This is a genomic window from Flavobacterium oncorhynchi (assembly GCF_002217355.1).
Taxonomy (GTDB): Bacteria; Bacteroidota; Bacteroidia; order Flavobacteriales; family Flavobacteriaceae; genus Flavobacterium; species Flavobacterium oncorhynchi.
The window spans coordinates 362,216-385,041 of sequence record NZ_MUHA01000007.1; the positions used below are offsets into that span (position 1 = coordinate 362,216).

Below are 22,826 nucleotides of genomic sequence, written 5' to 3' on the forward strand. Positions count from 1 at the left end.
CTTAGCTGATGGCTTTTTTTAATTTTTTGAAAAAGATTTCTTCTCTATTGGCAATGTCTAGAAGCTCATCGGCAATGGTATTGTAAGCGTCTTCTTTGGCACTTCTGTTTTTATAAATTCGTGAAGCTTCAACAGCAAAATCGCGCCAAGAATCGCCAATTTTTGTCATTTCTTTAGAAAGCGTTTTAAGTTCTTCATTGTTTAGAATAACTGAAGCTTCTTGTAAAAATGCGGCATAAATAAAACGAAAACCTCCGCCGCCGGTTCCAATTTCTTCCTGCATACGAACCATTTGTGCCAAGTAATGATTGGCTTTTTTGGTACCGTGTTTTACAGGCCATTTTCTAATTTGCTTAGATACGAATTTGATTCCGCGAACACCCACAATTGGCATTGGCGCAAGCATATCTCTGCAAGTGTTTTTTATTCCTTTAATGATGGCACTTTTTAAATCAACATCTTTTGGAATTTGAATTGGATAATACATTTGTCCGCGGGGCGCAAAAGCTCCTTTTGCAAAACGTACTTTATCTAATTCATCATGTGTTAAAGTGGTTACGGTTTCCATAACAGGATCGCTGATCAAATAGTCTTTTTCGGTTTTTCCGTAAACCACTAAATTGTGTGCATTGAAATGAAAACGGTATTCGTCAGGGAAATAACTTAAATTATAAACGCCTACTTGTAATCCGGTTGGAATATTATTTTTTAAATTTTCATCAAGTGCTTTGTTTGCATTTGCTGTTGACGAAAATTTTTGTCTTTTAATTTTAAGATTTAAACGGGTTGCGACTTTATTAAAAATTTGTCCCGGTAAAGTTCTATAGCTGATTGCTGGTGCGTAATTAACCTTTATAAAAGGTAAATACACAAAGAAAAGTCCTGAACCGATACCAAAAACCATTGGTTCGCTTATGTTGAGTCCGTTGTTTTTTAACAGATTCGATGCTACTCCATTTTCACAGTGAGCAGATTGGTGATGTGTAAAAGTGACTTGCATTAATCTGTTTTAAAGTTTTTTAATTCGGATACTGAAATACTAAAAGCATCAGCATATTTTTTCAAAATAGAATCGCTTAATTTGGCAAAAACAGCAGGTTTAAAATGTCTTTTTACACGCCATTTCCACATTCCTACGTAGCTTGACAAAATGGTAAGATCCATTTTATTGAGTTCCATATAATAAGAAATCGGACTTACTTCGCCAGTTTTAACTTGTTGTTTAGCTTCGGCAATACGTTCGTTTATTTCGTCGATAGAATTTGATAATGCAATTGTTTTGGGTTCCCAACCTGTACTTAAGGTTGTGGTATAATTGCCGTTTTCATCAGTCGCGTATAAAAGCTCTTTAACGTTGTTTTTGGTTAAGTTACTTTTATCTTGTGGTACATTTTCTTTTTCCATGACATTTATCGTTTCTATTGGGATTTATTCTGGAACCGAAATTGTTTTTTGAATGAATAAATTAATTTCGCATTCTAAGAGCAGTTGTTCGTCGAGTAAACTTTTGCAGCTCATTGTGCATAAAGTATAATCGTCGCCGGCAAATTTCGAAATTAAATTTGCTCTGGTAATTATAGTGTCGCCGGCTTTTGGCAGTGAATGAATTTTTGCATTTTTTAAGGCGCTGATAAATCCAATTACATTTACGTTTTCATTTTCTGTTCCGTCTTCTTCAAAAAAATATTTTTTCCCAACAATTGCGGAGCAGGTTTGTGCTGTGTTTTCGATTAAACCAGCTTCTGTAAAAATAGTATCGGCAACAAAAATATTGTCTTCTTTTATCAAAAAAGTGGTTTCTACAAAGTTGGCATCTATATCCAAAATCAAATCTACCATAAGCATTGGTGCTCGGTGCGGCAGATAATTTTGTATGTCAACTCCAGTATTCAATTTTTATATTATTTGGCTAAAACGGTTTTCATTTGTCCGTTTGCAATTTCTTCATTGTTTAATTTGGTAACAATATTCACTAAAGTGATACCTGCAAATTCTTGTAAAATGGTAACTTCAGATTGAATAGAATCGTTAATCTGTGGCAGTTTTTTAATTTCAATTTCTTTAATAGAACCAATATATCCAGTCGGTGCAGTTTCGTTTCTTAAAAAAAACTGATAACCGGTATGCAAGGCAACAGATTGTGCCATGTGTTCGATTAAACCTGCTTCTAGAAAAATATTGTTTTCGGCAAAAATGTTATCGTTCTGAATTGTTAAACCCGAAATCAAAGAAGTTTCGGTATAAGAATACATTGCATCAACCATTACAAAAGGAAACTTTTGAGGCAATAAATTTTCGACCGTTTCTTTTTCTAAAAGTGCTGTTGTTTCCATTAGCAAACTGTTAAATAAGCGTAGGCAAAAGAGAATCTTCCGCTTTCTGGAACTGATAAAAGAATTTTGTCTCCTTTTTTCAAGTTTCCTGAATTCATTAATTCTTCTAAAGCTAAATATATTGAGGCAGAACCTACGTTACCAACTCTAGAAAGATTCATGAACCATTTATCATCATTCATTCCGATACCTCTTTCATTTAATCCTTTTTTTAATCCTTCAACAAAAAAGTTAGAAGAAACGTGAGGAATAAAATAAGTGATATCGTCAGATTTAATATTGTTTTTATCCATGGCATCTTTCATGCTTTCTGCGCCTTTAGAAAGGATAAATTCGTCTAATAATTTTACATCTTGTTTGATGGCAAAAACAGATTCGTTCAACCATTGTTCTGGTGCGTAATCGCTCCATGATTTGATTTCGCCGTTTTCTAATTTATCACCTCCTGCATACATGCATGTTTCTAGTTCGTATGCATACGAAAAAGCTTCCATCCATTCTATTTTTAGAGAAATCGGACCTCTTGGTTTATTTTCTAATAAAAAAGCGCCGGCACCGTCAGAAAGCATCCATCTTAAAAAGTCTTTTTTGAAAGCTATGATGGGCTGTTCTTCTAGATTTTTTAAGTTTTCGGCTTCGTGATTGTATTTTTGGGCATTCAGCCAGGTTGAAACTTTTTCTGATCCTGTACAGATTGCATTTTTTGAATTTCCAGATTTTATAGAAAGAAAACCAAATTTTAATGAATTCATTCCGGCACAACAAACACCTGTTGAAGAGTTTAGTTCTACCGATTTGTTTTTTAAGAGACCATGAACCATGGCAGCGTGCGAAGGCAGGAATATATCAGGAGTTGAGGTTCCGCACGAAAGTACTTCTAGATCCTGAGATGTAAAGTTTTCGTCGAACAACGGTAAAATAGCATTTCGTGTTAATTCGGCATTACTGTGTGTACTTTTTCCTGTTTTGTCAACAGCGTAATAACGGCTTGTAATTTTGTTGTTGCGCAAAATAATACGTCTTGCTTTTGAGGCAGTATCGTTGATAAGGCCTAAATAGGCTTCCATTTCATCATTCGAAACAGCTTCATTTGGCAAATATTTTGCAGCTTTAGTGATATATACTTCAAACATAATCTAATTTAGTATGCTAAACTCCTTGATAATATTGAGTTTCTCTTTTTATGGTTTTTAACTTAAATGGGTAGGAAATAAGGTGCAATATATACACTATTGGTGAGATTAACCAAATCGCAAGGAATAAATAAACATTAAATACTTTTAGAAGCAGTTTTCGGTTTTTTTGATTTTTATAAATGAGGTTTGACCATTTATTAAAAATTTTATTAGCTGTTTTGTCTACGGTCACTAAATAGGGACTGATTTTTACGGCGCCGTTTGCGACTAATTTTGGTTGTAGATCATTTAAACTGTTTGTTTTTAGATCTGTAAGTATTATTTCTCCAAACTTTGGAGATTCCTGAATGTCTTTTTCTGAAACTCCTGGAAGCGGAAAAATTCCTAAGTATTTTTTCTTAACGCCAGAGAACATCCATTCTACGATTGTAATAACGCTGATTAAGTTTCCTACACGATCTACTAGAGCAACGTTTCCTACTAATTGTGCATTGGCTTCTTTAAGCAGGGTTTTGATTTTTTCCTGCGCCATTATCCACATATTTCGTGAACCGCTAATGGTGATTACGGGTGTATTGTTTAGAATTTTTTTTGCTTCGCTGCTTTTCAAAAAAGAGTTAATAGGAATGGAAGGCGATAAATACCAAACTTGATAATTGAAAAGCACCAGGTCGAATTTTGTATTTAGAATATCTTCTGGAACTGGTTTTAGAGCGGTTGGAATCTGTAAAAATGATTCTGGAAAGGCATCAAAAAAAGAATCCTTATTCCAAGGAAAAGGAAAAGGTTTTTCTAGTTGTATTTGATAAAAAGTTACATCTATTTCCTCTGAATCTAAAAATGGTTTTGCAATGTTTTGTGCAATACTTTCTAATTGTCCTGATTGAGTATAATAAATAACGAGAACTTTTTTCATTTGGGTTGATTGGCTATGGTTGCGAACAAAAATAAGTAATTTTATTTAAACGAATTTTCTTGTTTAATGTTTCGTTTTATAAGTTTTTTTTGATGTGGATTTATGGCGGGTTTTTAATCTCGCAGAACACTTTAAAGCACGGTTTGTCATTTCGACGAAGGAGAAATCTTCGCAAGTAGCTCCGTTCCTATAAGCCAATCTTTGTGGAGCTCATCGTAGAGATTTGCTTCGCCTGTTCACTATCGCTTGGGTCTCCTTTGTCGAAATGACAAAAATGAGAAAAAACCTGCTTGATTTTTACAAATTATGATAAATCATTCCAAAAATCGAAATAATTAAACCATTGAAGCGGATATTTTTTTAAGATATTTTCTACGCTGGTTACATACTCTTTCAAGAGTGCTTTTTCGTCACGATGTTTAACTGTGGCTTCTCTTGCATATAAATGATAATGCAGATTTGGCTCTTTCATAACATAAACAAATACTACAGGAACTTTTAGTCTTGAAGCGATTAAAAATGGTCCTGCAGGAAAGCTGGCTTCTTTGCCTAAAATGTTTTCTGAAAGTGATTTTGTTCCTTCAAAGTAGCGATCTCCCGTAAAGCAGACTAATTCGTTATTGGCTAAAGCTGCATTAATCTCAAAAATATGAGACAAATCGTCTTTAATGATGATGAATTTTACGGTTGGTTTTTGAGTAACGCTTGCTAGATAATTTTTAATAGCAGAATGCTCTAAGTCTGTTGTGACTAAATTAATTTGAAAATTAAGATCGATGTCGCCTAGAAAATGTTCTGCGATTTCAAAATTTCCAACATGAGCGCTGATTAAAACACCGCCTTTTTTTTCGGCTAAAAGTTTTTTCAGCGCTTCGATTCCGTCAAACTCATAGGTGAATTTGTTTCGCATTCCTGCCGAAATGGAAATTTTATCAATAATGGTCTGTCCAAAAGTATAGTAACTTTTGAAAACCATTTTTTTTGATTTAAAATAAGAATAGTTGAGTCTTTCTTTAAAGTAATAAAAAATAGCACGATTGCTTTTTCTTAAAAACAGAAAGTAATAAGAGGCAACAAAATAAAGCAGGACATAAGCAGACTTTATACCCGCTTTTTTTATCAAAAAAACGAATATTCTATAACCTAAAACAGTTCCTTTTGATTTGCCATCCCATTGACTCATTAAGCTGTTTTGGCTTTTAATTTGGTTTCAATAAGGTCGTAGAAACTTTGAAAATCAGAAATTCCAACAAAATCTGCCTCAACTAGTTTTACACCAAAGTTAGATTCTATCGAAACTACTAAATCAACATAATCCAGACTGTCTAACCCAAGTGTGTTTTTTAAATTAGCATTTGGTTCAATGTCGTCATTGTCAACTTCAAATTCATCAACTAAAAAACCATTAATTCTTGCTATAATCTCTTCTTTATTCATTGTTTAATTTAAACTTTTTAACCACCAACGCAGAGTTGGTTCCTCCGAAACCGAAAGAATTGGACAAAAATATGTCAAATTTTTTGTTTAACGTAGTTTTAACTAAATTTAATTTAGAAGCATCTTCATCGGGATTGTCTAAATTGATGTTTGGCGCAATAAAATCATGCTGCATCATTATGATAGAATAAATGACTTCACTTGCTCCAGCCATCCAGCATTCGTGACCTGTCATTGATTTTGTAGAACTTACGTATGGGTTTTTCTCGCCAAAAACTTCAAAGATAGCTTTAGCTTCATTTGCATCTCCAACAGGGGTTGAGGTTGCATGTGCATTGATATATTCAATATCTGATGCTTTTAGTTTTGCATCGTCAAGAGCTCTTTGCATTGCTGTGGCAGGTCCTTCGACATTTGGAGTCGAAATATGTCCGCCGTTTGATGAAAAACCGTAACCCGAAACTTCGGCAATAATGTTTGCGCCGCGTGCAATTGCAGATTCGTAACTTTCTAGAATTAAAGTTGCGCCGCCGCCGCTTGGAATTAATCCGTCGCGATCCTTGTCAAAAGGTCTAGAAGCTTTTTCGGGATCATTTTCTCTATTCGAAAAAACGCCTAATCCGTCAAAACTGCTCATAGCATATTTATTAATTTCTTGTGCACCGCCGGTAATAATAATATCTTGAAAACCACTTTTTATTAAAAAATAAGCAAGTCCGATAGAATGTGAACCGCTCGCACAAGCTGCACTAACCGTTAAATTAATACCTCGCAGTTTAAAAATCGTTGAAAGATTCATTGTAACGGTAGAATTCATGGATTTAAAAATAGCTCCAGAACCAATTAAAGCGGTGTCTTTTTTCTCACGTACAATATCTGTAGCATCAATAACAGCTTTAGAAACGCTGTCATTTCCATACATAATTCCAACCTCGCGATTTTCAAAAAAAGCGTCGTCAATATTAGCATTTTTCAATGCTTCGATAGTCGCCATATAAGCATATTCGGTTTCTTCACCAATGCTCATACGCTGTCTGCGTGTCAATAAATTTTTTAAATCAGCTTTCGGAACCATTCCTGTTAAGGCTGATTGAAAACCAAATTCTTTTCGGTCAGAATCAAATAGAATACCTGATTTTCCGTTATATAATGATTCCTTCACTTCATTTAAAGAAGTTCCGATACAAGAATAAATTCCCATTCCAGTAATTACAACTCTCTTATTCATCGTCTTTCAAAGTAATTTTATATCCGTTACGTGTAATTTTGTTTTTAACACATAGAAAAATAGCTTTTGTAAACTCAAAATAGGCGTTTCACTTATTTGAAATACACATAGCAATCTATGTTAAAGAAATGCATTTCTTTTTTGCATTCTTTTCACATAAAATTCTATGTTTCTATGTGTTTAAAATATTTTTTAAGAATATATCCCTCCGTTTATATTGATAATTTCACCGGTAATATAACTTGATTTTTTTGAAATCAAAAAGCTTACCAAATCTGCTACTTCTTCAGCTTCGCCAAAACGATTTACAGGAATTAGTTTTAATAATTCTTTCTCGTCCAGCTCACTTGTCATGTCAGTTCTAATGAATCCCGGGGCAACAGCATTTACGGTAATGTTACGTTTTGCTACTTCTTGTGCCAATGCTTTTGTGGCAGCAACAATTGCACCTTTTGCTGCGGAATAATTGGTTTGTCCTGCTGTTCCTTTTACACCAGAAACCGAAACCATATTTACGATTCGGCCATATTTATTACGGAGCATTTTTTGAATGAAAAACTGAGTTACATTAAAAAACCCGTTTAGACTTGTGTTTACAACACCGTTCCAATCTTCTGGAGTCATCCACATAAAAAGACCATCTTTTGTAATTCCGGCATTGTTTACAATAGCTTCTACAATTGCTTCAGGATTAGCTTCCTGCCATTTTGTTAAAACATTTTGTACTTGTTCAAAATTAGCAACATCAAAACCTAAGATTTCTCCTGTTGCTCCTAATTTTTGTATTTCCTGAAGTGTTTCTTCAGCAGCGGTTTTGTTTGAATGGTAATTGATCAAAATATGATAATTAGATTCAACAGCTAATTTTTTACAAATAGCACTTCCAATTCCTCTGGAACCGCCTGTTACTAATACACATTTCATAAGTGAAATTTATTTCTTTTTCTTAGCTACTGGTTTCGGTGTCGATTTAGCAGCAGGTTTTGTTGTTTTTGTTTCTTGTTTTGGAGCTTCAGCGGGAGCTGCAGCTGCAACTGGCTGAGGTTTTTCTGCAGATTTTGAAAACAGCTCAGCATTTTCAAACCATTGATTGCTTAATACTGTTCCGTCTGGTTTAAGAAAACCCCATTTTCCTTCATTTTTTACTCTTGCAACGCCATCTATAAAACCTTTGTCTTGTTGTACAAACATAGCAATAATGGCATTTGTAGTAATACCATATTGTGTTGGAATGATCAATTTTCCAGATTCATTAATAAATCCCCAATTGCTTTCTTTAACTGGAGCTAAACCATTTGCACTAAAAACTTCGGCATCGTTATAAGTTGGTTCAATTACAAATTCTGCTTTTGGATTAATGTATCCCCATTTTTTTCCAACTAAAACGGGTGCTAAATTTTTAGAAAAAGCTTTTCCTTTATCATATATTGGTAAAATGGTCCAGTTTCCTTTTAAGTCAATGTATCCAATTTTTCCATTTTTTTTAGCAAACGTCAAATCTTGTGTTTCAAAATCCCAAATTTTTTCGGCTCCATCAACTGGAATAAATTTACCAGCACTTACAAGTCCAAAAGTTTTGTCTTTTCTAGCCCAAGTTGTGTTTTTAAAATAGTTTCCAATTTCGGCGTAAGCCGGCTCAACTACTTCTTTTCCTTCAGCATTTATAATTCCCCAGTTTTTATTCAGTTCCACTCTTGCAAAACCATTTTCAAAAGGTTTGATTTGATCGTATTTTGGTTCTAAAACTATTGCCATTTTATTGTTGATCAGTCCAACTTTATTATTTTGTCTGAAAAAAGCAACGCCATTATTAAAATCGAATAATTTATCTGATGCAGGATTTTTTTGAATTTCTCCTTTTTTATCAATATAAACCCATTCTTTATCTTTTTGTACTATAGCAATTCCGTTGTTAAAATCTTTAGCATCTTTAAAATCAGCCGGAATTACCCATTCTCCTTTTGCATCAATAAAACCCCATTTTCCGCCATTTTCTACTGCGGCCAAACCTTCAGAGAAGCTTTTGGCAGATTTGTACTGCGGTTCAATTTTAAAAGATCCATCTTTAGAAATATATCCAATTTTGGAATTCTTTTTAACTAATGCCAATTCTTGACTATTAACAGTTTGAATAAATACGAGCAACAAAAAAATAAATGGTTTTTTCATGATTTTAAGATTCAATATTAATAATGTAAAACAAGTTTTAATTGTTGATCAAATGATCTTTTACTTTTTGAACGAAAGGATACATCACCTGATCTTCTTTAAAAGTAGGAATTATATTTCGAATTTCATCGTACCATTTTTTAGAAACCGATGAAATTTTATCTTTTTGTTCTAAATAATCAATTGCTTGAACAATGGTAATCATTTCGATAGCTAGAACTTCAAAAGCATTTTCGATAACTTTTGAGGTAATAACAGCTGAGTTGGTTCCCATACTTACAATATCCTGATTATCGTTGTTGTTTGGAATACTGTGCACGTACATTGGGTTGGATAACATTTGACTTTCGGCAGTTGTTGAGGTTGCTGTAAACTGCACACCCTGCATTCCGAAATTAAATCCTAATGTTCCTAAATTTACAAATGGAGGCAGCAATTCGTTGATTTTTGAATTCAATAAATAATTCAATTGACGTTCTGCAAGCATCGTTAATTTTGTAATAACGATTTTCAATTTGTCCATTTCAAGCGAAATATAATCTCCGTGGAAATTTCCGCCGTGGTAAACGTGTTTATTTTTTACGTCGATAATTGGGTTATCGTTTGCCGAGTTAAATTCGTCTTCTAGAATTGAAGCAACGTTATTAATGGTCTCTAAAACCGGTCCAAGAATTTGAGGAACGCATCTTAATGAATAGTATTCTTGTACTTTTTCTTTGAAGATTTCTTCGGTATTTTCACCAGAATATAAATGGTCTTCTCTTTTACGGATTAAAGTACTGTCTGAAAGATTTTGACGCATTTTCGCCGCCACTTCCTGTTGTCCTTTATGACGTTTGGTTTGATTTAATTCTTCTGAGAAATGATCGTCATAAGCTTGAACTAGTTCGTTGATCGCACATGAAGATTTTAATGACCAATCTAATAATTTTTTAGCGTGATATACATTTACAACACCAATTCCGGTCATTACCGAAGTTCCGTTGATTAATGCCAAGCCTTCTCTAATTTCTACTTGAATTGGTTTTAAGCCTTCAATTTCAAAAACTTCTGGAGTTGGTCTTCTTTCGCCTTTGTAAAAAACTTCGCCTTCACCAATTAAAACTAAAGCTAAATGGGATAATTGTACTAAGTCACCGCTGGCACCAACACCGCCGTGTTCGAAGATTAATGGGGTAATATCTCTATTAATAAGTTCAGACATTAGGTTGATTACTGACGGATGAACGCCTGAGTTTCCTAATGAAAGTGTATTTAATCGTGCTAGAATTGCTGCTTTTGCACAAATTGGACTTAAAGGTTTTCCGGTTCCAGATGAGTGGCTTCGGATTAAATTATATTGAAGCTGAATTTGATCAGATTCTTTAATTCTATATTGCGCCATTGGGCCAAAGCCAGTATTTACGCCGTAAATTACTTTGTTTCCAGAAAATTCTTTTAGGAAATTAAAGCTTTCATTTACTCGGTTTAGAACGACATCGCTGATTGCAACTTTATTATTTCCAAATATAATAGATTCGAATTCTGCTAAACTTAAATATTCATTAATTGTATTCATTAAATCGGTTTTGATTGTGCTAATTTAATTTTATTAATCAAAATAAATGTAGTTATTTTGATGATGGCAAATGTAAGGTAATAATTGATAATATTTTTATTATGACAAAGGAGTTTGTAGATGTTTTAGTGATAGGCGCCGGACCCTCTGGATGCGTATCGGCATCGTATCTTCATAAAAACAATGTTAAGGTAAAAGTTGTTGAAAAACAAAGGTTTCCGAGACTTGTTGTTGGCGAAAGCTTAATTCCTAGAGTAATGGATCATTTTGCTGAGGCAGAATTGTTTGACGCTCTTAATGCAATGAATTTTGAAAAGAAGCTGGGAGCTCGTTTTATAAGAGGTGAAGAAATTTGTGTTTTTGATTTCAGTAAGAAATTTGGAGAAGGCTGGGATTGGACCTGGCAGGTTCCGCGTGCTGATTTTGATAATACAATGGCTCAGGAAGTCGTGCGAAAAGGTGTTGATCTGGAATTTGAAACAGAGGTTTTGGAAGTTTTTTTTGAAGGGAAAAATTCTAAAACTATTGTAAAAGATAAGGATGGGAATTTAAAAGAAATTCACGCGAAGTTTATTATAGACTCAAGCGGTTATGGACGTGTTTTACCAAGACTTTTAGATTTGGATACGCCTTCGAAATTAGATCCGCATTCTTCAATATTTACACACGTAAAAGATATTAATAGAGAAGAAGGAGAAGAAGGAACTCAAATTTCATTTGATATTCTAGAAACTCAAGTTTGGTTATGGGTAATTCCGTTTTCTAACGGAAACACGAGTTTAGGAGTTGTTGGCCCAACAGATTTTATCAATTCTCTTTCTGAAAATAAAGATAATGCCGAGGCTTTAAAAAATGCCATTCAGCTTTCAGACTTTTATATTAAAAGATTTCAAGGAACTGAGTTTTTGTTTGAGCCTGTAAAATTGGAAAATTATTCGAGAGCTGTAAAAAGAATGTATGGCGACGGTTTTGCTTTAACGGGAAACAGTTCAGAATTTTTAGATCCCGTTTTCTCGTCAGGTGTAGCTTTTGCAACTGAATCTGGAATGCTAGCGGCGAAATTATATTTGAAAGAAGCACAAGGAACTCCTGTAGACTGGGAAGTTGAGTTTACGCAATATATGAAACGCGGAATTGCAGTATTTACGACTTATGTACAAGAATGGTACACAGGAAATCTGCAGACTTTATTTTTCCATCAGCCGGAAAATCCTGAAGTAAAAGAAAAAATATGTGCTGTTTTGGCAGGTTATGTTTGGAACGAAGAAAATTCGTTTGTTAAGAAACACGATCATGTAATTGCAAATATGGCGTATTTACTAAATATGCAAAAAGAACAAAGCTCTGAATAATCTGGTTTTTTGGTTATTTCTATTGTTGCACTGTAATAAAAAAGAGGATTCTAAATTTAGAATCCTCTTTTCTTTTAATCGTATTTTGTAAAATTTTGTTATTACCAGAACTTCACATATAATGCTACAATAATCAATAATGTAATTACGATTAACACAGTAGTTTGTGGTTTAACTTTAAACATTTCAGAATCAATTTCAAATGCTTTAGGGTTTACTTTAGGTCCAGCAAAACTGATTGCAATCATTGCCAGCATTGTAAAGAAGAATGATAATCCCATACAAATATGGAACGGAATTTCGAATGCGCCTTTTCCATTAGAATAAGCAGTATATAATAAGGTTTCATTTCCGAAAAGCATTGGAGCGTATTCATTGAATAAAACAGACAATACAAATCCTAAAATTACACCTACAATTGCTGCAGTTCCAGTAGTTCTTTTCCAGAACATTCCAAGGAAGAACATGGCAAAAACTCCAGGGCTGATAAAGCCAGTATATTTTTGAATATAAGTAAATCCACCAACACCGCCAATTCCTAATATATCATTCCATGTAAATAATACAGCTAAAAGCATAGCAGCAAAAACAGCATATCTTCCGATATTTACTTGGTGTCTGTCACTCGCATTTTTTTGAATGTATTTTTTGTGAACGTCTAAAGTATAGATTGTAGAAATACTATTTACTTTACCTGCTAATGATGCTACGATAGCAGCAGTTAAGGCTGCAACAGATAATCCTTTTAAACCTGTTGGAAGGAAAGTTAACATTGCCGAGTAAGCTCCGTCTTTTCCGCCAATCAATTGTGGTAAACCACCATTTTGGTATAAAACATAAGCAGCAATACCAGGCAGCATAACGATAAGAGGCATTAATAATTTTAAGAATCCTGCAAATAAAATACCATTACGAGCCGTTTGCAAATCGGCACCTAAAGCTCTTTGCGTGATATATTGGTTACATCCCCAATAGTTAAGATTGATAATCCAGATACCCGCTAAATAAGACATTAAACCAGGGAAAGTTAAATATTTATCAATTTCAAGTTGAGATGAAGAAGCAGTAGGTCTGTCAATTATCATTTTGAAATGTTCAGGTGCTTTTTCCATTAATAGATTGAAACCTGCAAGGGCATCTTTTCCAAAACCAAAATGATCAGATACTACAGTCAAAGCGATATAAGTTGTAACTAAACCTCCAATGATTAAAACCGCTACCTGAATTACATCGGTATAAGCAACAACTTTCATTCCTCCTAAAGAGATAATTAATGCAAAAACAGCTAAGCCTATCATAATGGCATGAAGATATTCTCCGCCAGCAAGACCATTAATAGCAACTGCTCCTAAATATAAAATAGAAGTAAGGTTTACAAATACATACAAAAACAACCAAAAAACTGCCATGATTAAAGCCGTAGATTCATTGTAACGTGTTTTTAAGAACTGAGGCATCGTGTAAATCTTATTCTTAAGATATACTGGAATAAACCAAACTGCAACAATAATCAAAGCAATAGCAGCAATCCATTCATAAGCAGCAACCGCGATTCCTAAAAAGAAACCTTCTCCGCTCATTCCGATAAATTGTTCAGCCGAAATGTTTGATGCAATTAACGAAGCTCCAATTGCCCACCATGTAAGTGTTCCTTCTGCAAGGAAATAAGCCTTGGCATCATGTTCGTTTTTTTCGCGTTTGCGATAAATCGTATATCCATAAATAGATACTACGAGAAAATAGATAATAAATACTGCATAATCTGCAATAGTGAGGTTCTGGTTCATTGATAATGGTATATTAGATAATTAGTATAGCGATTGTTTTTTGTGGTTTTGTATGGTTTAATTTGTTTAAAAAATGAAAAATGTGTTTTTATTCTGTTATTTTTTTATTAAAACAAGAACGGAAGCCAAATTTAAAATAAAAAGTTATATATCTGCTATTGTAAATGTATTATTTACATTTATAAATAAAATATTATGTTAAATTTTCGATCCAATACTTATTTTATAAGAAAAATTCAGCCAATTTTTATTTATAGTGAACGTCTGATTGTTGTCTTAAAATTTCAGCACTTTTTTCTGGTGTAATATCTCTTTGCGATTCTCCCATCATTTCATAGCCGACCATGAATTTTTTTACAGTTGCTGAGCGAAGCAGCGGTGGATAAAAATGCATGTGAAAATGCCATTCTGGATGATCAAAATTATCTGTTGGCGCTTGATGAATTCCTGAAGAATAAGGAAATGATGTGTTGAATAAATTATCGTATTTAATGGTAAGCTGCTTTAAAATTTTAGCATAAGCGGTAACTTCTTCGGCATTAAAATCTGTGATTTTGCTAATTGGATTTTTGCTCACAATCATAGTTTCATAAGGCCAGATTGCCCAAAACGGAACTAATGCAACAAAATGATCGTTTTCGATTACAATTCGACTGTCAACTCTTAATTCAGCCTTCACATAATCTTCAAGCAGTGTTCTTTGATTTTTATCATAATACGCTTTTAAGCTTTTGTGTGTTTTTTCAACCTGAGTAGGTAATGATGACTGCGCCCAGATCTGCCCATGCGGATGCGGATTACTGCATCCCATGACGCTTCCTTTATTTTCAAAAATCTGAACGTGGTTAATGTATTTAATGCTCCCTAGATCCGCATATTCTTTTTGCCAAGTTTTAATAATATTCTCAATATCGGTAACTTCCATTTCAGGAATTGTTAGGTCGTGTCTTGGTGAAAAACAAACCACTCTCGAAATTCCTTGTTCAGGTTCAGCCTTAAAAAAGGTATGTTTAATATCTTCTTCAAAAATGATCTCATCTTGTTTTAAAGCAGCAAAATCATTGTCGAATACAAAACTGTTTTTGTATGCCGGATTACTTAAGCCGTTTGCACGAACATTTCCCGGACATAAATAACAAGTTGGGTCATGTTTGGGAAGTTTCTCAGTCGAAATGGTTTCGTTTTGACCCTGCCAAGGACGTTTCGCACGATGAGGTGAAACTAAAACCCATTCATTGAGTAAAGGATTAAAACGTCTGTGAGGATCTTCGTTAATGTCAAAATTTTTCATTTTTTTGGTGTGGTATTTAAAGTAATGTTGTTCCGTTTGAGATTTTTACGTCGTAAAATTTTAATTCAATCCCAAATGTATTTAAATAAAGATTTGAAAACTTACTTTTCACCTCATTTTCATGACCTTTTTTAATTAAATTAATGGTGCATCCGCCAAAACCGCCGCCCATTAAGCGAGAACCAATTATAGTATTATCTGCTTTTGCCGTATCAACAAGCATATCCAATTCGGCGCAGCTTACTTCGTATTCCTGAGATAAACCATAATGTGTTTCAAAGAGCAATTGTCCTAATTCTTCTATATTTCCTTTGTCCAGCGCTTCGCAGGCTTTTATAACTCGATTAATTTCTTTTACCACATAATGAACTCTTTTAAAAACAGTTTCATCCATTTTGTCTTGAATACTTAAAAGTTGTTCTTCGGTACAATTTCTAAAACTTTTTACCTCAGGAAAATGACTTTTAATTATCGACAATCCCTGCTCACATTCTATTCTGCGTGTATTGTACTCAGATGTAAAAAGAGAATGTTTAACATTGCTGTCAAACAGAACCAAAGAATAATCTTTAAAATCAGCATTATGATAATGATAATCTAATGTGTTGCAATCTAATTGAATAACTTTGTTTTCAAGACCAAGTACACTTGAAAACTGATCCATTATACCACAATTAATTCCCACCCAGTGTTCAGCCTTTTGTCCTAATAATGCTATGTCTACTTTCTCAATTTTTAAATCGAAAAGCTGTTGAATCCCGAAAATCATTCCACATTCTAAAGCGGCAGATGATGATAAACCAGAACCAACAGGAATATTACTGCTGAAAACACAGTTGAAACCTTCAAAAGAAAAGCCATTATCCTGCAATTGTTTAATAACGCCTCGAATATAATTTGTCCAGACAATATCATTTAAATTTACTTCCTCAGTTAAATCAATTTCAAATTCCTCGTTTAAGTCGATGGCAATTATTTTTGATTTTTTGGAATTGTTTTTTTTCAAAGCAAAGCAAATTACTTTGTCAATTGCTGCAGGTAAAACATAACCATCATTATAGTCAATATGTTCGCCAATAATGTTGATTCTTCCTGGAGAAAGCACTATTTTTTCTGGTTTAGTCCCAAAAGATTTTTCAAAAAAAGTAGTAGTGTTTTGTATTAAAATGTCATTCATTATACTGTAATTAGTTTACCGTTTTTAGTTTAAAATTTCAAATTTATAAACGGTTTCTTGATTATATGTTTCACCTTTTCTTAAAACTGAATTAGGAAAATGCGCTTGGTTGGGAGCATCTGGAAAGTTTTGAGTTTCAAAGCAAATCCCGCTCGTTTTATGGTAAACAGTTTTGTTTTTTCCTTTTAAAATGTCAAAACAATTACCGCCTACATATATATGTACACTTGGCTGATCCGTATAAATGTTCATTTTTAAATTGTTTTTTGAACTAAATAAAGATGCTGAAGGATTATTGGTTTTATTGATAACAAAAGAGTTGTCGATTGAAGCCGGACAATTTTTTTCAGTTCTAAAATCAAATTTATGATTGCTGAGATCAATAAATTTTCCAGTTGGGATATTCTCTTGATTAGTTTCCAGCATTTTTTCGGCATCAATAAAAACTTTTTGATCCAGAACACTGCCATCGTGACCATCAAGATTAAAATAACTATGATGCGTTAAATTTATAATGGTATCTTCTGTCGAAATTGCTTTATAATTTAATTTCAGCTCATTATCTTCTGTCAGCATGTAAGTTAAGTCAACTTGTAATTCTCCAGGATAATTTTCATCAAGATCTTCACTTAAAAGACTAAATGTTATCGACGGATTTTCATTAGAAGTTTGATTGGTAACAGTCCATATTTTTTTGCCAAAACCAATATTTCCGCCATGTAAAGAGTTTCCGTTATTGTTTTTTGTTAATTGGTATGTTTTTCCATTTAAAGAAAAAAGTCCTTTATGAATTCGCCCCGCATAACGCCCAACCGTTGTTCCAAAATAAGGAGCGCTTGGTAAATTATAAGATTCTAAATAAGACTTCGGAGAGTCAAATCCCAAAACAACATCAACAATTTTACCTTCAGAAATTGGAATCTGAATAGAACTAATAGTTGCACCGTAATTTAAAATCTGAACCTTCATTCCGTTTTTATTCGATAATTCGAAAGAACGAATTTTTTCGATCTCTGGTTCAAAATCAGAAAAATCGGCATTAGAAGTTTCGTTACTGTGTGATTTGTTTATTGTTTTCATTAAAATTTTAGAAAAATGAAAGTCAAAAATAAAAACATTCTTTATTTTTGCATACCGGTACCTACCAGTTTTTGTGTAAATTTTAAAAGACCTTTATTTTATATGAACATAATTTCGATTCAAAACAACATTGGTCTGCCAAAATATAAGCAGATTATTCTTTCAATTGAAAAAGCAATTGAAGACGAAAAACTGGTTAAAGGAGACAGATTGCCCTCTGTAAATAAAGTTTGTCTAGCATTTTCATTATCCCGAGATACCGTTTTGTTAGGATACGAAGAGCTCAAAAAAAGAGGTATTATTTATGCTATTCCCGGAAAAGGATACTACGTTAAGAGTGTAGAAATCACGATTAAGCAGAAGATTTTTTTGTTGTTTGATGAATTGAATATTTTCAAAGAAGATATTTATAACTCCTTTTTAAACAATATTGGGAAAAATGTTCAGGTCGATATTTACTTTCATCATTTTAATAATGTTGTTTTTCAGAAACTGATTAATGACAGTATTGGGAATTATACGAAATACATTTTAATGCCAACAAATTTAAAAGATATAGTTGGCTCTATAAAAACCCTACCAGTGGGTGATGTTATTATACTGGATCAGACAAACGCTGACTTAAAATCGTATCCTGCAATTTATCAGAATCATCAAAAGGATATTTTTGAAGGATTAGAGAGGGGAAAAGAACGGTTGAGTAAATATCAGAAATTGATTTTGATTTTTCCAGGTTTCCGAGAGCCAATAGGAATGAAAATGGGTTTTGAAGATTTTTGTACAGCACATAATTTTGAATCTGAAATTATTGCCGAATTTACAAATAGAAAGATAAACACAGGAGATTTGTACATTATACCAAATGATCGTGATTTGGTTCGGGTAATAGAAAGCGCGAGAGATCAAAATTTAAAACTGGGAACAGATTTTGGAATCATTTCTTATAATGAAACACCTTTGAAAAAAGTGGTAGCCAACGGAATTACTACAATTTCTACTCATTTTGAAGCGATGGGAAAAATTTTGGCAGAAATGGTTTTAAAGGGAAAAAAGGAACAAATCGAGAACAAGTCCTCGTTAATAATGCGAAATTCTTTGTAGTAATTTAATAAAGAATTTAACATGCAGTTATTCATACTATGGTTAAATCCTTATTTGATTAAAAACTCTCTTATTTATTAATAAAAAAAATAAAGATGATATTTTTTGTTTTTGAAGAATTATTTTGCTTACATTTGCAAATGTAAATTTTACACTTATTAATGTTTTAGCAGTTAGTGTTCATAATAACAGCTAAATACATAGGTTAAAAGATAATAATTTTGTTTATTTTTTTTAATAGTAGTTTTATTGAAGAAAAAACCCTGAAAATTGTGGAATTTCAGGGTTTTGTTTTTTTTATAAATTCAGTACGAAATCATTTAGTAATTTCTCTTCGTATTTTTCTTTATTAAAAGTGTACAAATACGATCCTTTTCTGGACGACTGCATGTCTTTTTCTTCAAGTTTATTTAAAATCTCAAGAGAGTTTATTTTACTAATGAAGTTTCTTTTGTCTAATTCCTTACTTAAAATAGCTTCATATAATTCTAAAAGCTGACGCATGGTGAATTTTTCCGGCAGTAATTCAAATCCAATTGGTTTTATAGAAGTTTTATATCGCAGTCTTTTTATTGCATTTTGAACCATTTCGTTATGGTCAAAAATTAAATTTGGCGCATCATTTATAGGGAACCATTCAGCATGATAATTTTTAATAAGTTCAGCATTGTGGTTTTCGATATTAATCAAGGCAAAATAAGAAACAGAAATGGTTCTTTCGACAGGATCACGATCAATTTCGCTGTAAGCATACAGCTGCTCCATATAAATATCGTTTAAACCAGTATACGTATTTAATATTCTAATAGCTGCATTATCTAAAACTTCATCACGCTTTAAAAATCCTCCAATCAAGGACCATTTTCCTTTTTCAGGTTCAAAATCTCTTTTGATTAAAAGTATTTTTAGACCTTCACTGTCGAATCCAAAAATAATACAATCTACCGCTAGTAAAACCTTATCGGCAGAGCTATAACTGTTTAGCATATATAATAATTTATTGGTAAAGATATAAACTTCCTAAATTGTTTCATAACTTATTAATGTAACATTTACACTTATGTGAAAATAGCAATAAAAATATGAATCGGCAATAATATATTTCGGCATCTATAAATAGAATATAATTTCTCTATTTATTATTCTTTTTATTACCAAAATCAGGATCAAAGGTAAAAACATTTTTAAAAAGAGAATTCGTATAAAGCTGGATATTTTATTTTTAAAAAATCAAACTGTCAAAAAAAGCTGCAAACTCCCAGTATTTATTAGTTTTTTGTAGAATTTATAATTTTTAAACTTTTTACGAAAGCTGAATTAAAGTTAAAAAGCAGTTTGTATAAGATAGTTTTCAAAATCATAATTATGAAATCTATTTTTTGCAACCAGTTGTTTTAGAATTTTAATTTGTTTTTAAGACATTTTTTTATTTAAATTTACAAATGTTAAAGAGACACTTATTTAAGGTTTGAAGTGGAAAAAATTAAAACTACAATGATTTCGATTGTAAACGAAGAAGAAATAGAAATCAGTTTTTATGTCTTTTTAGGTTTTGGTTTTAGAATAAAAGTAAGTTAAAAAAGAAAAAAATCAGATAAAATAGAGTTAGAAAAGCAGGTTGTGCTGTGCAGTTTTAGATTGTAAGATGAGATAATCGCAATATAATAAATGTTATTTAAACATTTATTTTGTCTTTTTCTTCCAAAGAACTGTTTTAGTGTAATATCTGTAAAAAAAGACTGCATCTTTTTTATTAAGTGTTTTTTGTACACTTATAAATATTTATAAGTATATTTGTCACCATTAAAAATAAATTTCGAATGAAAAATTACGTAATAGGATTAGACTATGGAACAGATTCTGTTCGAGCGGTGCTTATAGATGCTGAAAATGGGCAGGAATTAGCATCGAATGTTTCTCATTACAAAAGATGGAAGAATAAGCAATATTGCGACGCTGCTATAAATCAATTTCGTCAGCATCCTTTAGATCATATTGAAGGATTGGAAATCACGATTCAAACGGTTATAAAAGAAAGTAAAGTTGATCCTTCATTAGTAAAAGGAATTTGTATAGATACGACTGGATCGTCTCCAGTTCCTGTAACAAAAGATGGAATTCCGTTAGCATTGACAAAAGGTTTTGAAGAAAACCCAAATGCAATGATGGTTTTATGGAAAGATCATACTTCAATAAATGAAGCAAACGAAATTAACGAACTGGCAGTAAACTGGGGCGGAGAAGACGTTACAAAATATGTGGGCGGAATTTATTCATCAGAATGGTTTTGGGCAAAAATTCTTCATATAGCAAGACAAGATGAGGCTGTTAGAAATGCAGCACACACTTGGATGGAACACTGCGATTTAATGACCTATTTGTTAATAGAAGACAAAGATTTAAAAACCTTTAAAAGAAGCCGTTGCGCAGCAGGACACAAAGCAATGTGGCACACAGACTGGAACGGATTGCCGCCAGTTGAATTTTTAGAAAAATTACATCCTTATTTAGCGCAGCTTCGCGGTAATTTATATGATGAAAGCTATACATCTGATTTAGCAGCAGGAAATTTGAGCAAAGAATGGGCAGACCGTTTAGGACTTTCGACAGAAACAGTTGTAGCAGTTGGAACTTTTGATGCACATTCTGGAGCAGTTGGAGCAAAAATTGGAGAAAACACTTTAGTTCGAGTTATGGGAACTTCAACTTGTGATATTCTAGTTGGTTCTTATGATGAAGTAGGAACAAAAACCGTTCGTGGAATCTGCGGACAGGTTGACGGATCGGTAATTCCGGGATTTATTGGTCTTGAAGCTGGACAATCTGCTTTTGGAGATTTATTGGCTTGGTACAAAGAATTATTGCTTTGGCCTACAGATCATTTATTAGGTTCTTCATCTGTTTTAAACGATGCTCAAAAAGAACAATTAAGAGAAGAATTCAGCGATAAATTAATTGTTGAATTAACGAAAGAAGCGGAGAAAATTCCAGTTTCAGAAAGTCTTCCAATTGCTTTAGACTGGATCAACGGTAGGAGAACTCCAGATGCCAATCAGGAATTAAAAAGCGCTATTTCGAATCTTTCTTTAGGAACAAAAGCACCTCATATTTTCAAAGCTTTAGTAAACGCAATTTGTTTTGGAGCTAAGAAAATCGTAGATCGTTTTGAAGAAGAAGGTGTGAAAATTGACAGCGTTATCGGAATTGGCGGCGTTGCTCGTAAATCTCCTTTTATTATGCAGACTTTGGCAAACGTTTTAAACAAGCCAATTAAAATCGCAGCTTCAGATCAGACTCCGGCTTTGGGTGCGGCGATTTATGCAGCTGTTGCAGCTGGAATTTATCCAAATGTAATCGAAGCAAGCCAAAAAATAGGAAGTGATTTTGACGGAGAATATTTCCCTCAATTAGATAAAGTGGCAGCGTATAACAAACTGCTTATTGCTTACGATCAATTAAGCGCTTTCGAAGATCCAACTATTAAAATTAAAGAAAATGAGTTCTCAATATAAAGATTTAAAACAAGAATGTTACGAAGCCAATATGCAGTTAAATGCATTGAATTTGGTGGTGTACACTTTTGGAAATGTAAGTGCCGTTGATAGAGAAAATGGTGTTTTTGCTATTAAACCAAGCGGTGTTCCTTACGAAGATTTAAAACCGGAAGATATCGTAATTGTCGATTTTGATAATAATGTTATCGAAGGAACCATGCGTCCGTCATCTGATACCAAAACACATGCTTATTTATACAAAAACTGGCCAAATATTGGAGGCGTGGCGCATACACATGCAACCTATTCTGTGGCTTGGGCGCAATCGCAACAAGATATTCCAATTTTCGGAACAACTCATGCGGATCATTTAACAGCTGATATTCCGTGTGCTCCTCCAATGGCAGATTCTTTAATTGAAGGAAACTACGAACACAATACTGGAATTCAGATTTTGGATTGTTTCAAAGAAAAAAACCTTTCGTACGAAGAAGTCGAAATGATTTTGATAGGAAATCACGGTCCGTTTGCCTGGGGAAAAAACGCGGCAAAAGCGGTTTACAACAGTAAAGTTTTAGAAGTTGTTGCCGAAATGGCCTACTTGACTTTGCAAATAAATCCAAACGCACCAAGATTAAAAGATTCATTAATAAAGAAACATTACAATCGTAAACACGGAAAAGATTCGTATTACGGACAATAATTGTTTAATCGGTGAATCGGTAAATCGTTTAATCGGTTCCGTTTTTCACGATTAAGCGATTCAA

21 protein-coding genes are annotated in these 22,826 nt (G+C 33.1%); 4 read left to right on the plus strand and 17 right to left on the minus strand.

The features are described 5' to 3' along the window. Position 1: 1 nt before the first annotated feature. From B0A75_RS07045 to B0A75_RS07100, 12 genes are all read right to left on the minus strand, one after another. A complete protein-coding gene (locus B0A75_RS07045; RefSeq protein WP_089053589.1) occupies positions 2-1,000 on the minus strand; it encodes a BtrH N-terminal domain-containing protein in 999 nt (332 codons plus the stop codon). Next, the gene (locus tag B0A75_RS07050; protein ID WP_089053590.1) at positions 1,000-1,404 is read right to left on the minus strand and encodes a hypothetical protein; all 405 of its coding nucleotides are present in this window, start codon (positions 1,402-1,404) and stop codon (positions 1,000-1,002) included. Before B0A75_RS07050 ends, B0A75_RS07045 begins: the two co-directional genes overlap by 1 nt. Positions 1,405-1,428: 24 nt before the next feature. Continuing rightward, complete coding sequence (locus B0A75_RS07055; protein WP_244284356.1) at positions 1,429-1,893, minus strand: ABC transporter permease; 465 nt, start codon at positions 1,891-1,893, stop codon at positions 1,429-1,431. A gap of 8 nt (positions 1,894-1,901) precedes the next feature. Next, positions 1,902-2,333, minus strand: coding sequence for a hypothetical protein (locus B0A75_RS07060; protein WP_089053591.1), 432 nt, complete (start codon positions 2,331-2,333; stop codon positions 1,902-1,904). Continuing rightward, positions 2,333-3,466 (minus strand): beta-ketoacyl-ACP synthase III, encoded by a 1,134-nt coding sequence (locus tag B0A75_RS07065; RefSeq protein ID WP_089053592.1) that lies wholly within the window; start codon positions 3,464-3,466, stop codon positions 2,333-2,335. Before B0A75_RS07065 ends, B0A75_RS07060 begins: the two co-directional genes overlap by 1 nt. A 16-nt stretch (positions 3,467-3,482) precedes the next feature. After that, on the minus strand, positions 3,483-4,385 hold the full coding sequence (locus B0A75_RS07070) for an NADPH-dependent FMN reductase family protein (protein ID WP_089053593.1): 903 nt from the start codon (positions 4,383-4,385) through the stop codon (positions 3,483-3,485). 304 nt (positions 4,386-4,689) lie between these two features. Beyond that, entirely contained in the window at positions 4,690-5,568 is an 879-nt protein-coding gene (locus B0A75_RS07075) for an LpxL/LpxP family acyltransferase (RefSeq protein ID WP_089053594.1), read from the minus strand. Next, positions 5,568-5,822: an acyl carrier protein gene (locus B0A75_RS07080; protein ID WP_089053595.1), complete on the minus strand. Its 255-nt coding sequence runs from the start codon at positions 5,820-5,822 to the stop codon at positions 5,568-5,570. Before B0A75_RS07080 ends, B0A75_RS07075 begins: the two co-directional genes overlap by 1 nt. Then, positions 5,815-7,050 (minus strand): beta-ketoacyl-[acyl-carrier-protein] synthase family protein, encoded by a 1,236-nt coding sequence (locus B0A75_RS07085; RefSeq protein WP_089053596.1) that lies wholly within the window; start codon positions 7,048-7,050, stop codon positions 5,815-5,817. The genes B0A75_RS07080 and B0A75_RS07085 overlap by 8 nt, the downstream gene beginning before the upstream one ends. A 192-nt stretch (positions 7,051-7,242) precedes the next feature. After that, complete coding sequence (gene fabG / locus B0A75_RS07090) at positions 7,243-7,974, minus strand: 3-oxoacyl-ACP reductase FabG (protein ID WP_089053597.1); 732 nt, start codon at positions 7,972-7,974, stop codon at positions 7,243-7,245. Between the two features lie 9 nt (positions 7,975-7,983). Next, a complete protein-coding gene (locus tag B0A75_RS07095) occupies positions 7,984-9,219 on the minus strand; it encodes a WG repeat-containing protein (RefSeq protein WP_089053598.1) in 1,236 nt (411 codons plus the stop codon). A gap of 37 nt (positions 9,220-9,256) precedes the next feature. After that, the gene (locus B0A75_RS07100; RefSeq protein ID WP_089053599.1) at positions 9,257-10,777 is read right to left on the minus strand and encodes an HAL/PAL/TAL family ammonia-lyase; all 1,521 of its coding nucleotides are present in this window, start codon (positions 10,775-10,777) and stop codon (positions 9,257-9,259) included. Positions 10,778-10,878: 101 nt separating this feature from the next. On the opposite strand from B0A75_RS07100, the gene B0A75_RS07105 reads away from it, so the two are divergent. Next, a complete protein-coding gene (locus tag B0A75_RS07105; RefSeq protein ID WP_089053600.1) occupies positions 10,879-12,129 on the plus strand; it encodes an NAD(P)/FAD-dependent oxidoreductase in 1,251 nt (416 codons plus the stop codon). A 101-nt stretch (positions 12,130-12,230) separates the two neighbouring features. Here B0A75_RS07105 and B0A75_RS07110 read toward each other — a convergent pair whose 3' ends face one another. From B0A75_RS07110 to B0A75_RS07125, 4 genes are all read right to left on the minus strand, one after another. Then, a complete protein-coding gene (locus B0A75_RS07110; protein WP_089053601.1) occupies positions 12,231-13,916 on the minus strand; it encodes a sodium/sugar symporter in 1,686 nt (561 codons plus the stop codon). A 247-nt stretch (positions 13,917-14,163) separates the two neighbouring features. Beyond that, entirely contained in the window at positions 14,164-15,207 is a 1,044-nt protein-coding gene (locus B0A75_RS07115) for a UDP-glucose--hexose-1-phosphate uridylyltransferase (protein WP_089053602.1), read from the minus strand. A 16-nt stretch (positions 15,208-15,223) separates the two neighbouring features. Continuing rightward, positions 15,224-16,384 carry a galactokinase gene (gene galK / locus B0A75_RS07120; protein WP_089053603.1) on the minus strand — a complete coding sequence of 387 codons (1,161 nt, stop codon included), beginning with the start codon at positions 16,382-16,384 and terminating at the stop codon, positions 15,224-15,226. Between the two features lie 24 nt (positions 16,385-16,408). Next, the gene (locus B0A75_RS07125) at positions 16,409-17,464 is read right to left on the minus strand and encodes an aldose epimerase family protein (RefSeq protein ID WP_089053604.1); all 1,056 of its coding nucleotides are present in this window, start codon (positions 17,462-17,464) and stop codon (positions 16,409-16,411) included. 102 nt (positions 17,465-17,566) lie between these two features. Between B0A75_RS07125 and B0A75_RS07130 the strand changes: the two genes are divergently transcribed. Beyond that, positions 17,567-18,565: a GntR family transcriptional regulator gene (locus tag B0A75_RS07130; protein WP_089053605.1), complete on the plus strand. Its 999-nt coding sequence runs from the start codon at positions 17,567-17,569 to the stop codon at positions 18,563-18,565. Positions 18,566-18,862: 297 nt separating this feature from the next. Here B0A75_RS07130 and B0A75_RS07135 read toward each other — a convergent pair whose 3' ends face one another. After that, positions 18,863-19,552: an NUDIX hydrolase gene (locus B0A75_RS07135; RefSeq protein WP_089053606.1), complete on the minus strand. Its 690-nt coding sequence runs from the start codon at positions 19,550-19,552 to the stop codon at positions 18,863-18,865. 833 nt (positions 19,553-20,385) lie between these two features. On the opposite strand from B0A75_RS07135, the gene B0A75_RS07140 reads away from it, so the two are divergent. Together B0A75_RS07140 and B0A75_RS07145 are read left to right on the plus strand one after the other, a co-directional pair. Then, the gene (locus B0A75_RS07140; RefSeq protein ID WP_089053607.1) at positions 20,386-22,077 is read left to right on the plus strand and encodes a ribulokinase; all 1,692 of its coding nucleotides are present in this window, start codon (positions 20,386-20,388) and stop codon (positions 22,075-22,077) included. Beyond that, entirely contained in the window at positions 22,061-22,762 is a 702-nt protein-coding gene (locus B0A75_RS07145) for an L-ribulose-5-phosphate 4-epimerase (protein ID WP_089053608.1), read from the plus strand. The genes B0A75_RS07140 and B0A75_RS07145 overlap by 17 nt, the downstream gene beginning before the upstream one ends. The last annotated feature ends 64 nt before the right edge of the window (positions 22,763-22,826 follow it).

Coding starts and splice junctions, on each gene's coding strand:
- B0A75_RS07115 (WP_089053602.1), bottom strand. CDS start 15,207: ATGAAAAATTTTGACATTAACGAAGATCCTCACAGACGTTTTAATCCT.
- galK (WP_089053603.1), bottom strand. CDS start 16,384: ATGAATGACATTTTAATACAAAACACTACTACTTTTTTTGAAAAATCT.
- B0A75_RS07140 (WP_089053607.1), top strand. CDS start 20,386: ATGAAAAATTACGTAATAGGATTAGACTATGGAACAGATTCTGTTCGA.
- B0A75_RS07075 (WP_089053594.1), bottom strand. CDS start 5,568: ATGAGTCAATGGGATGGCAAATCAAAAGGAACTGTTTTAGGTTATAGA.
- B0A75_RS07050 (WP_089053590.1), bottom strand. CDS start 1,404: ATGGAAAAAGAAAATGTACCACAAGATAAAAGTAACTTAACCAAAAAC.
- B0A75_RS07060 (WP_089053591.1), bottom strand. CDS start 2,333: ATGGAAACAACAGCACTTTTAGAAAAAGAAACGGTCGAAAATTTATTG.
- B0A75_RS07100 (WP_089053599.1), bottom strand. CDS start 10,777: ATGAATACAATTAATGAATATTTAAGTTTAGCAGAATTCGAATCTATT.
- B0A75_RS07070 (WP_089053593.1), bottom strand. CDS start 4,385: ATGAAAAAAGTTCTCGTTATTTATTATACTCAATCAGGACAATTAGAA.
- B0A75_RS07105 (WP_089053600.1), top strand. CDS start 10,879: ATGACAAAGGAGTTTGTAGATGTTTTAGTGATAGGCGCCGGACCCTCT.
- B0A75_RS07135 (WP_089053606.1), bottom strand. CDS start 19,552: ATGCTAAACAGTTATAGCTCTGCCGATAAGGTTTTACTAGCGGTAGAT.
- B0A75_RS07125 (WP_089053604.1), bottom strand. CDS start 17,464: ATGAAAACAATAAACAAATCACACAGTAACGAAACTTCTAATGCCGAT.
- B0A75_RS07080 (WP_089053595.1), bottom strand. CDS start 5,822: ATGAATAAAGAAGAGATTATAGCAAGAATTAATGGTTTTTTAGTTGAT.
- B0A75_RS07130 (WP_089053605.1), top strand. CDS start 17,567: ATGAACATAATTTCGATTCAAAACAACATTGGTCTGCCAAAATATAAG.
- B0A75_RS07095 (WP_089053598.1), bottom strand. CDS start 9,219: ATGAAAAAACCATTTATTTTTTTGTTGCTCGTATTTATTCAAACTGTT.
- B0A75_RS07085 (WP_089053596.1), bottom strand. CDS start 7,050: ATGAATAAGAGAGTTGTAATTACTGGAATGGGAATTTATTCTTGTATC.
- B0A75_RS07045 (WP_089053589.1), bottom strand. CDS start 1,000: ATGCAAGTCACTTTTACACATCACCAATCTGCTCACTGTGAAAATGGA.
- fabG (WP_089053597.1), bottom strand. CDS start 7,974: ATGAAATGTGTATTAGTAACAGGCGGTTCCAGAGGAATTGGAAGTGCT.
- B0A75_RS07145 (WP_089053608.1), top strand. CDS start 22,061: ATGAGTTCTCAATATAAAGATTTAAAACAAGAATGTTACGAAGCCAAT.
- B0A75_RS07065 (WP_089053592.1), bottom strand. CDS start 3,466: ATGTTTGAAGTATATATCACTAAAGCTGCAAAATATTTGCCAAATGAA.
- B0A75_RS07110 (WP_089053601.1), bottom strand. CDS start 13,916: ATGAACCAGAACCTCACTATTGCAGATTATGCAGTATTTATTATCTAT.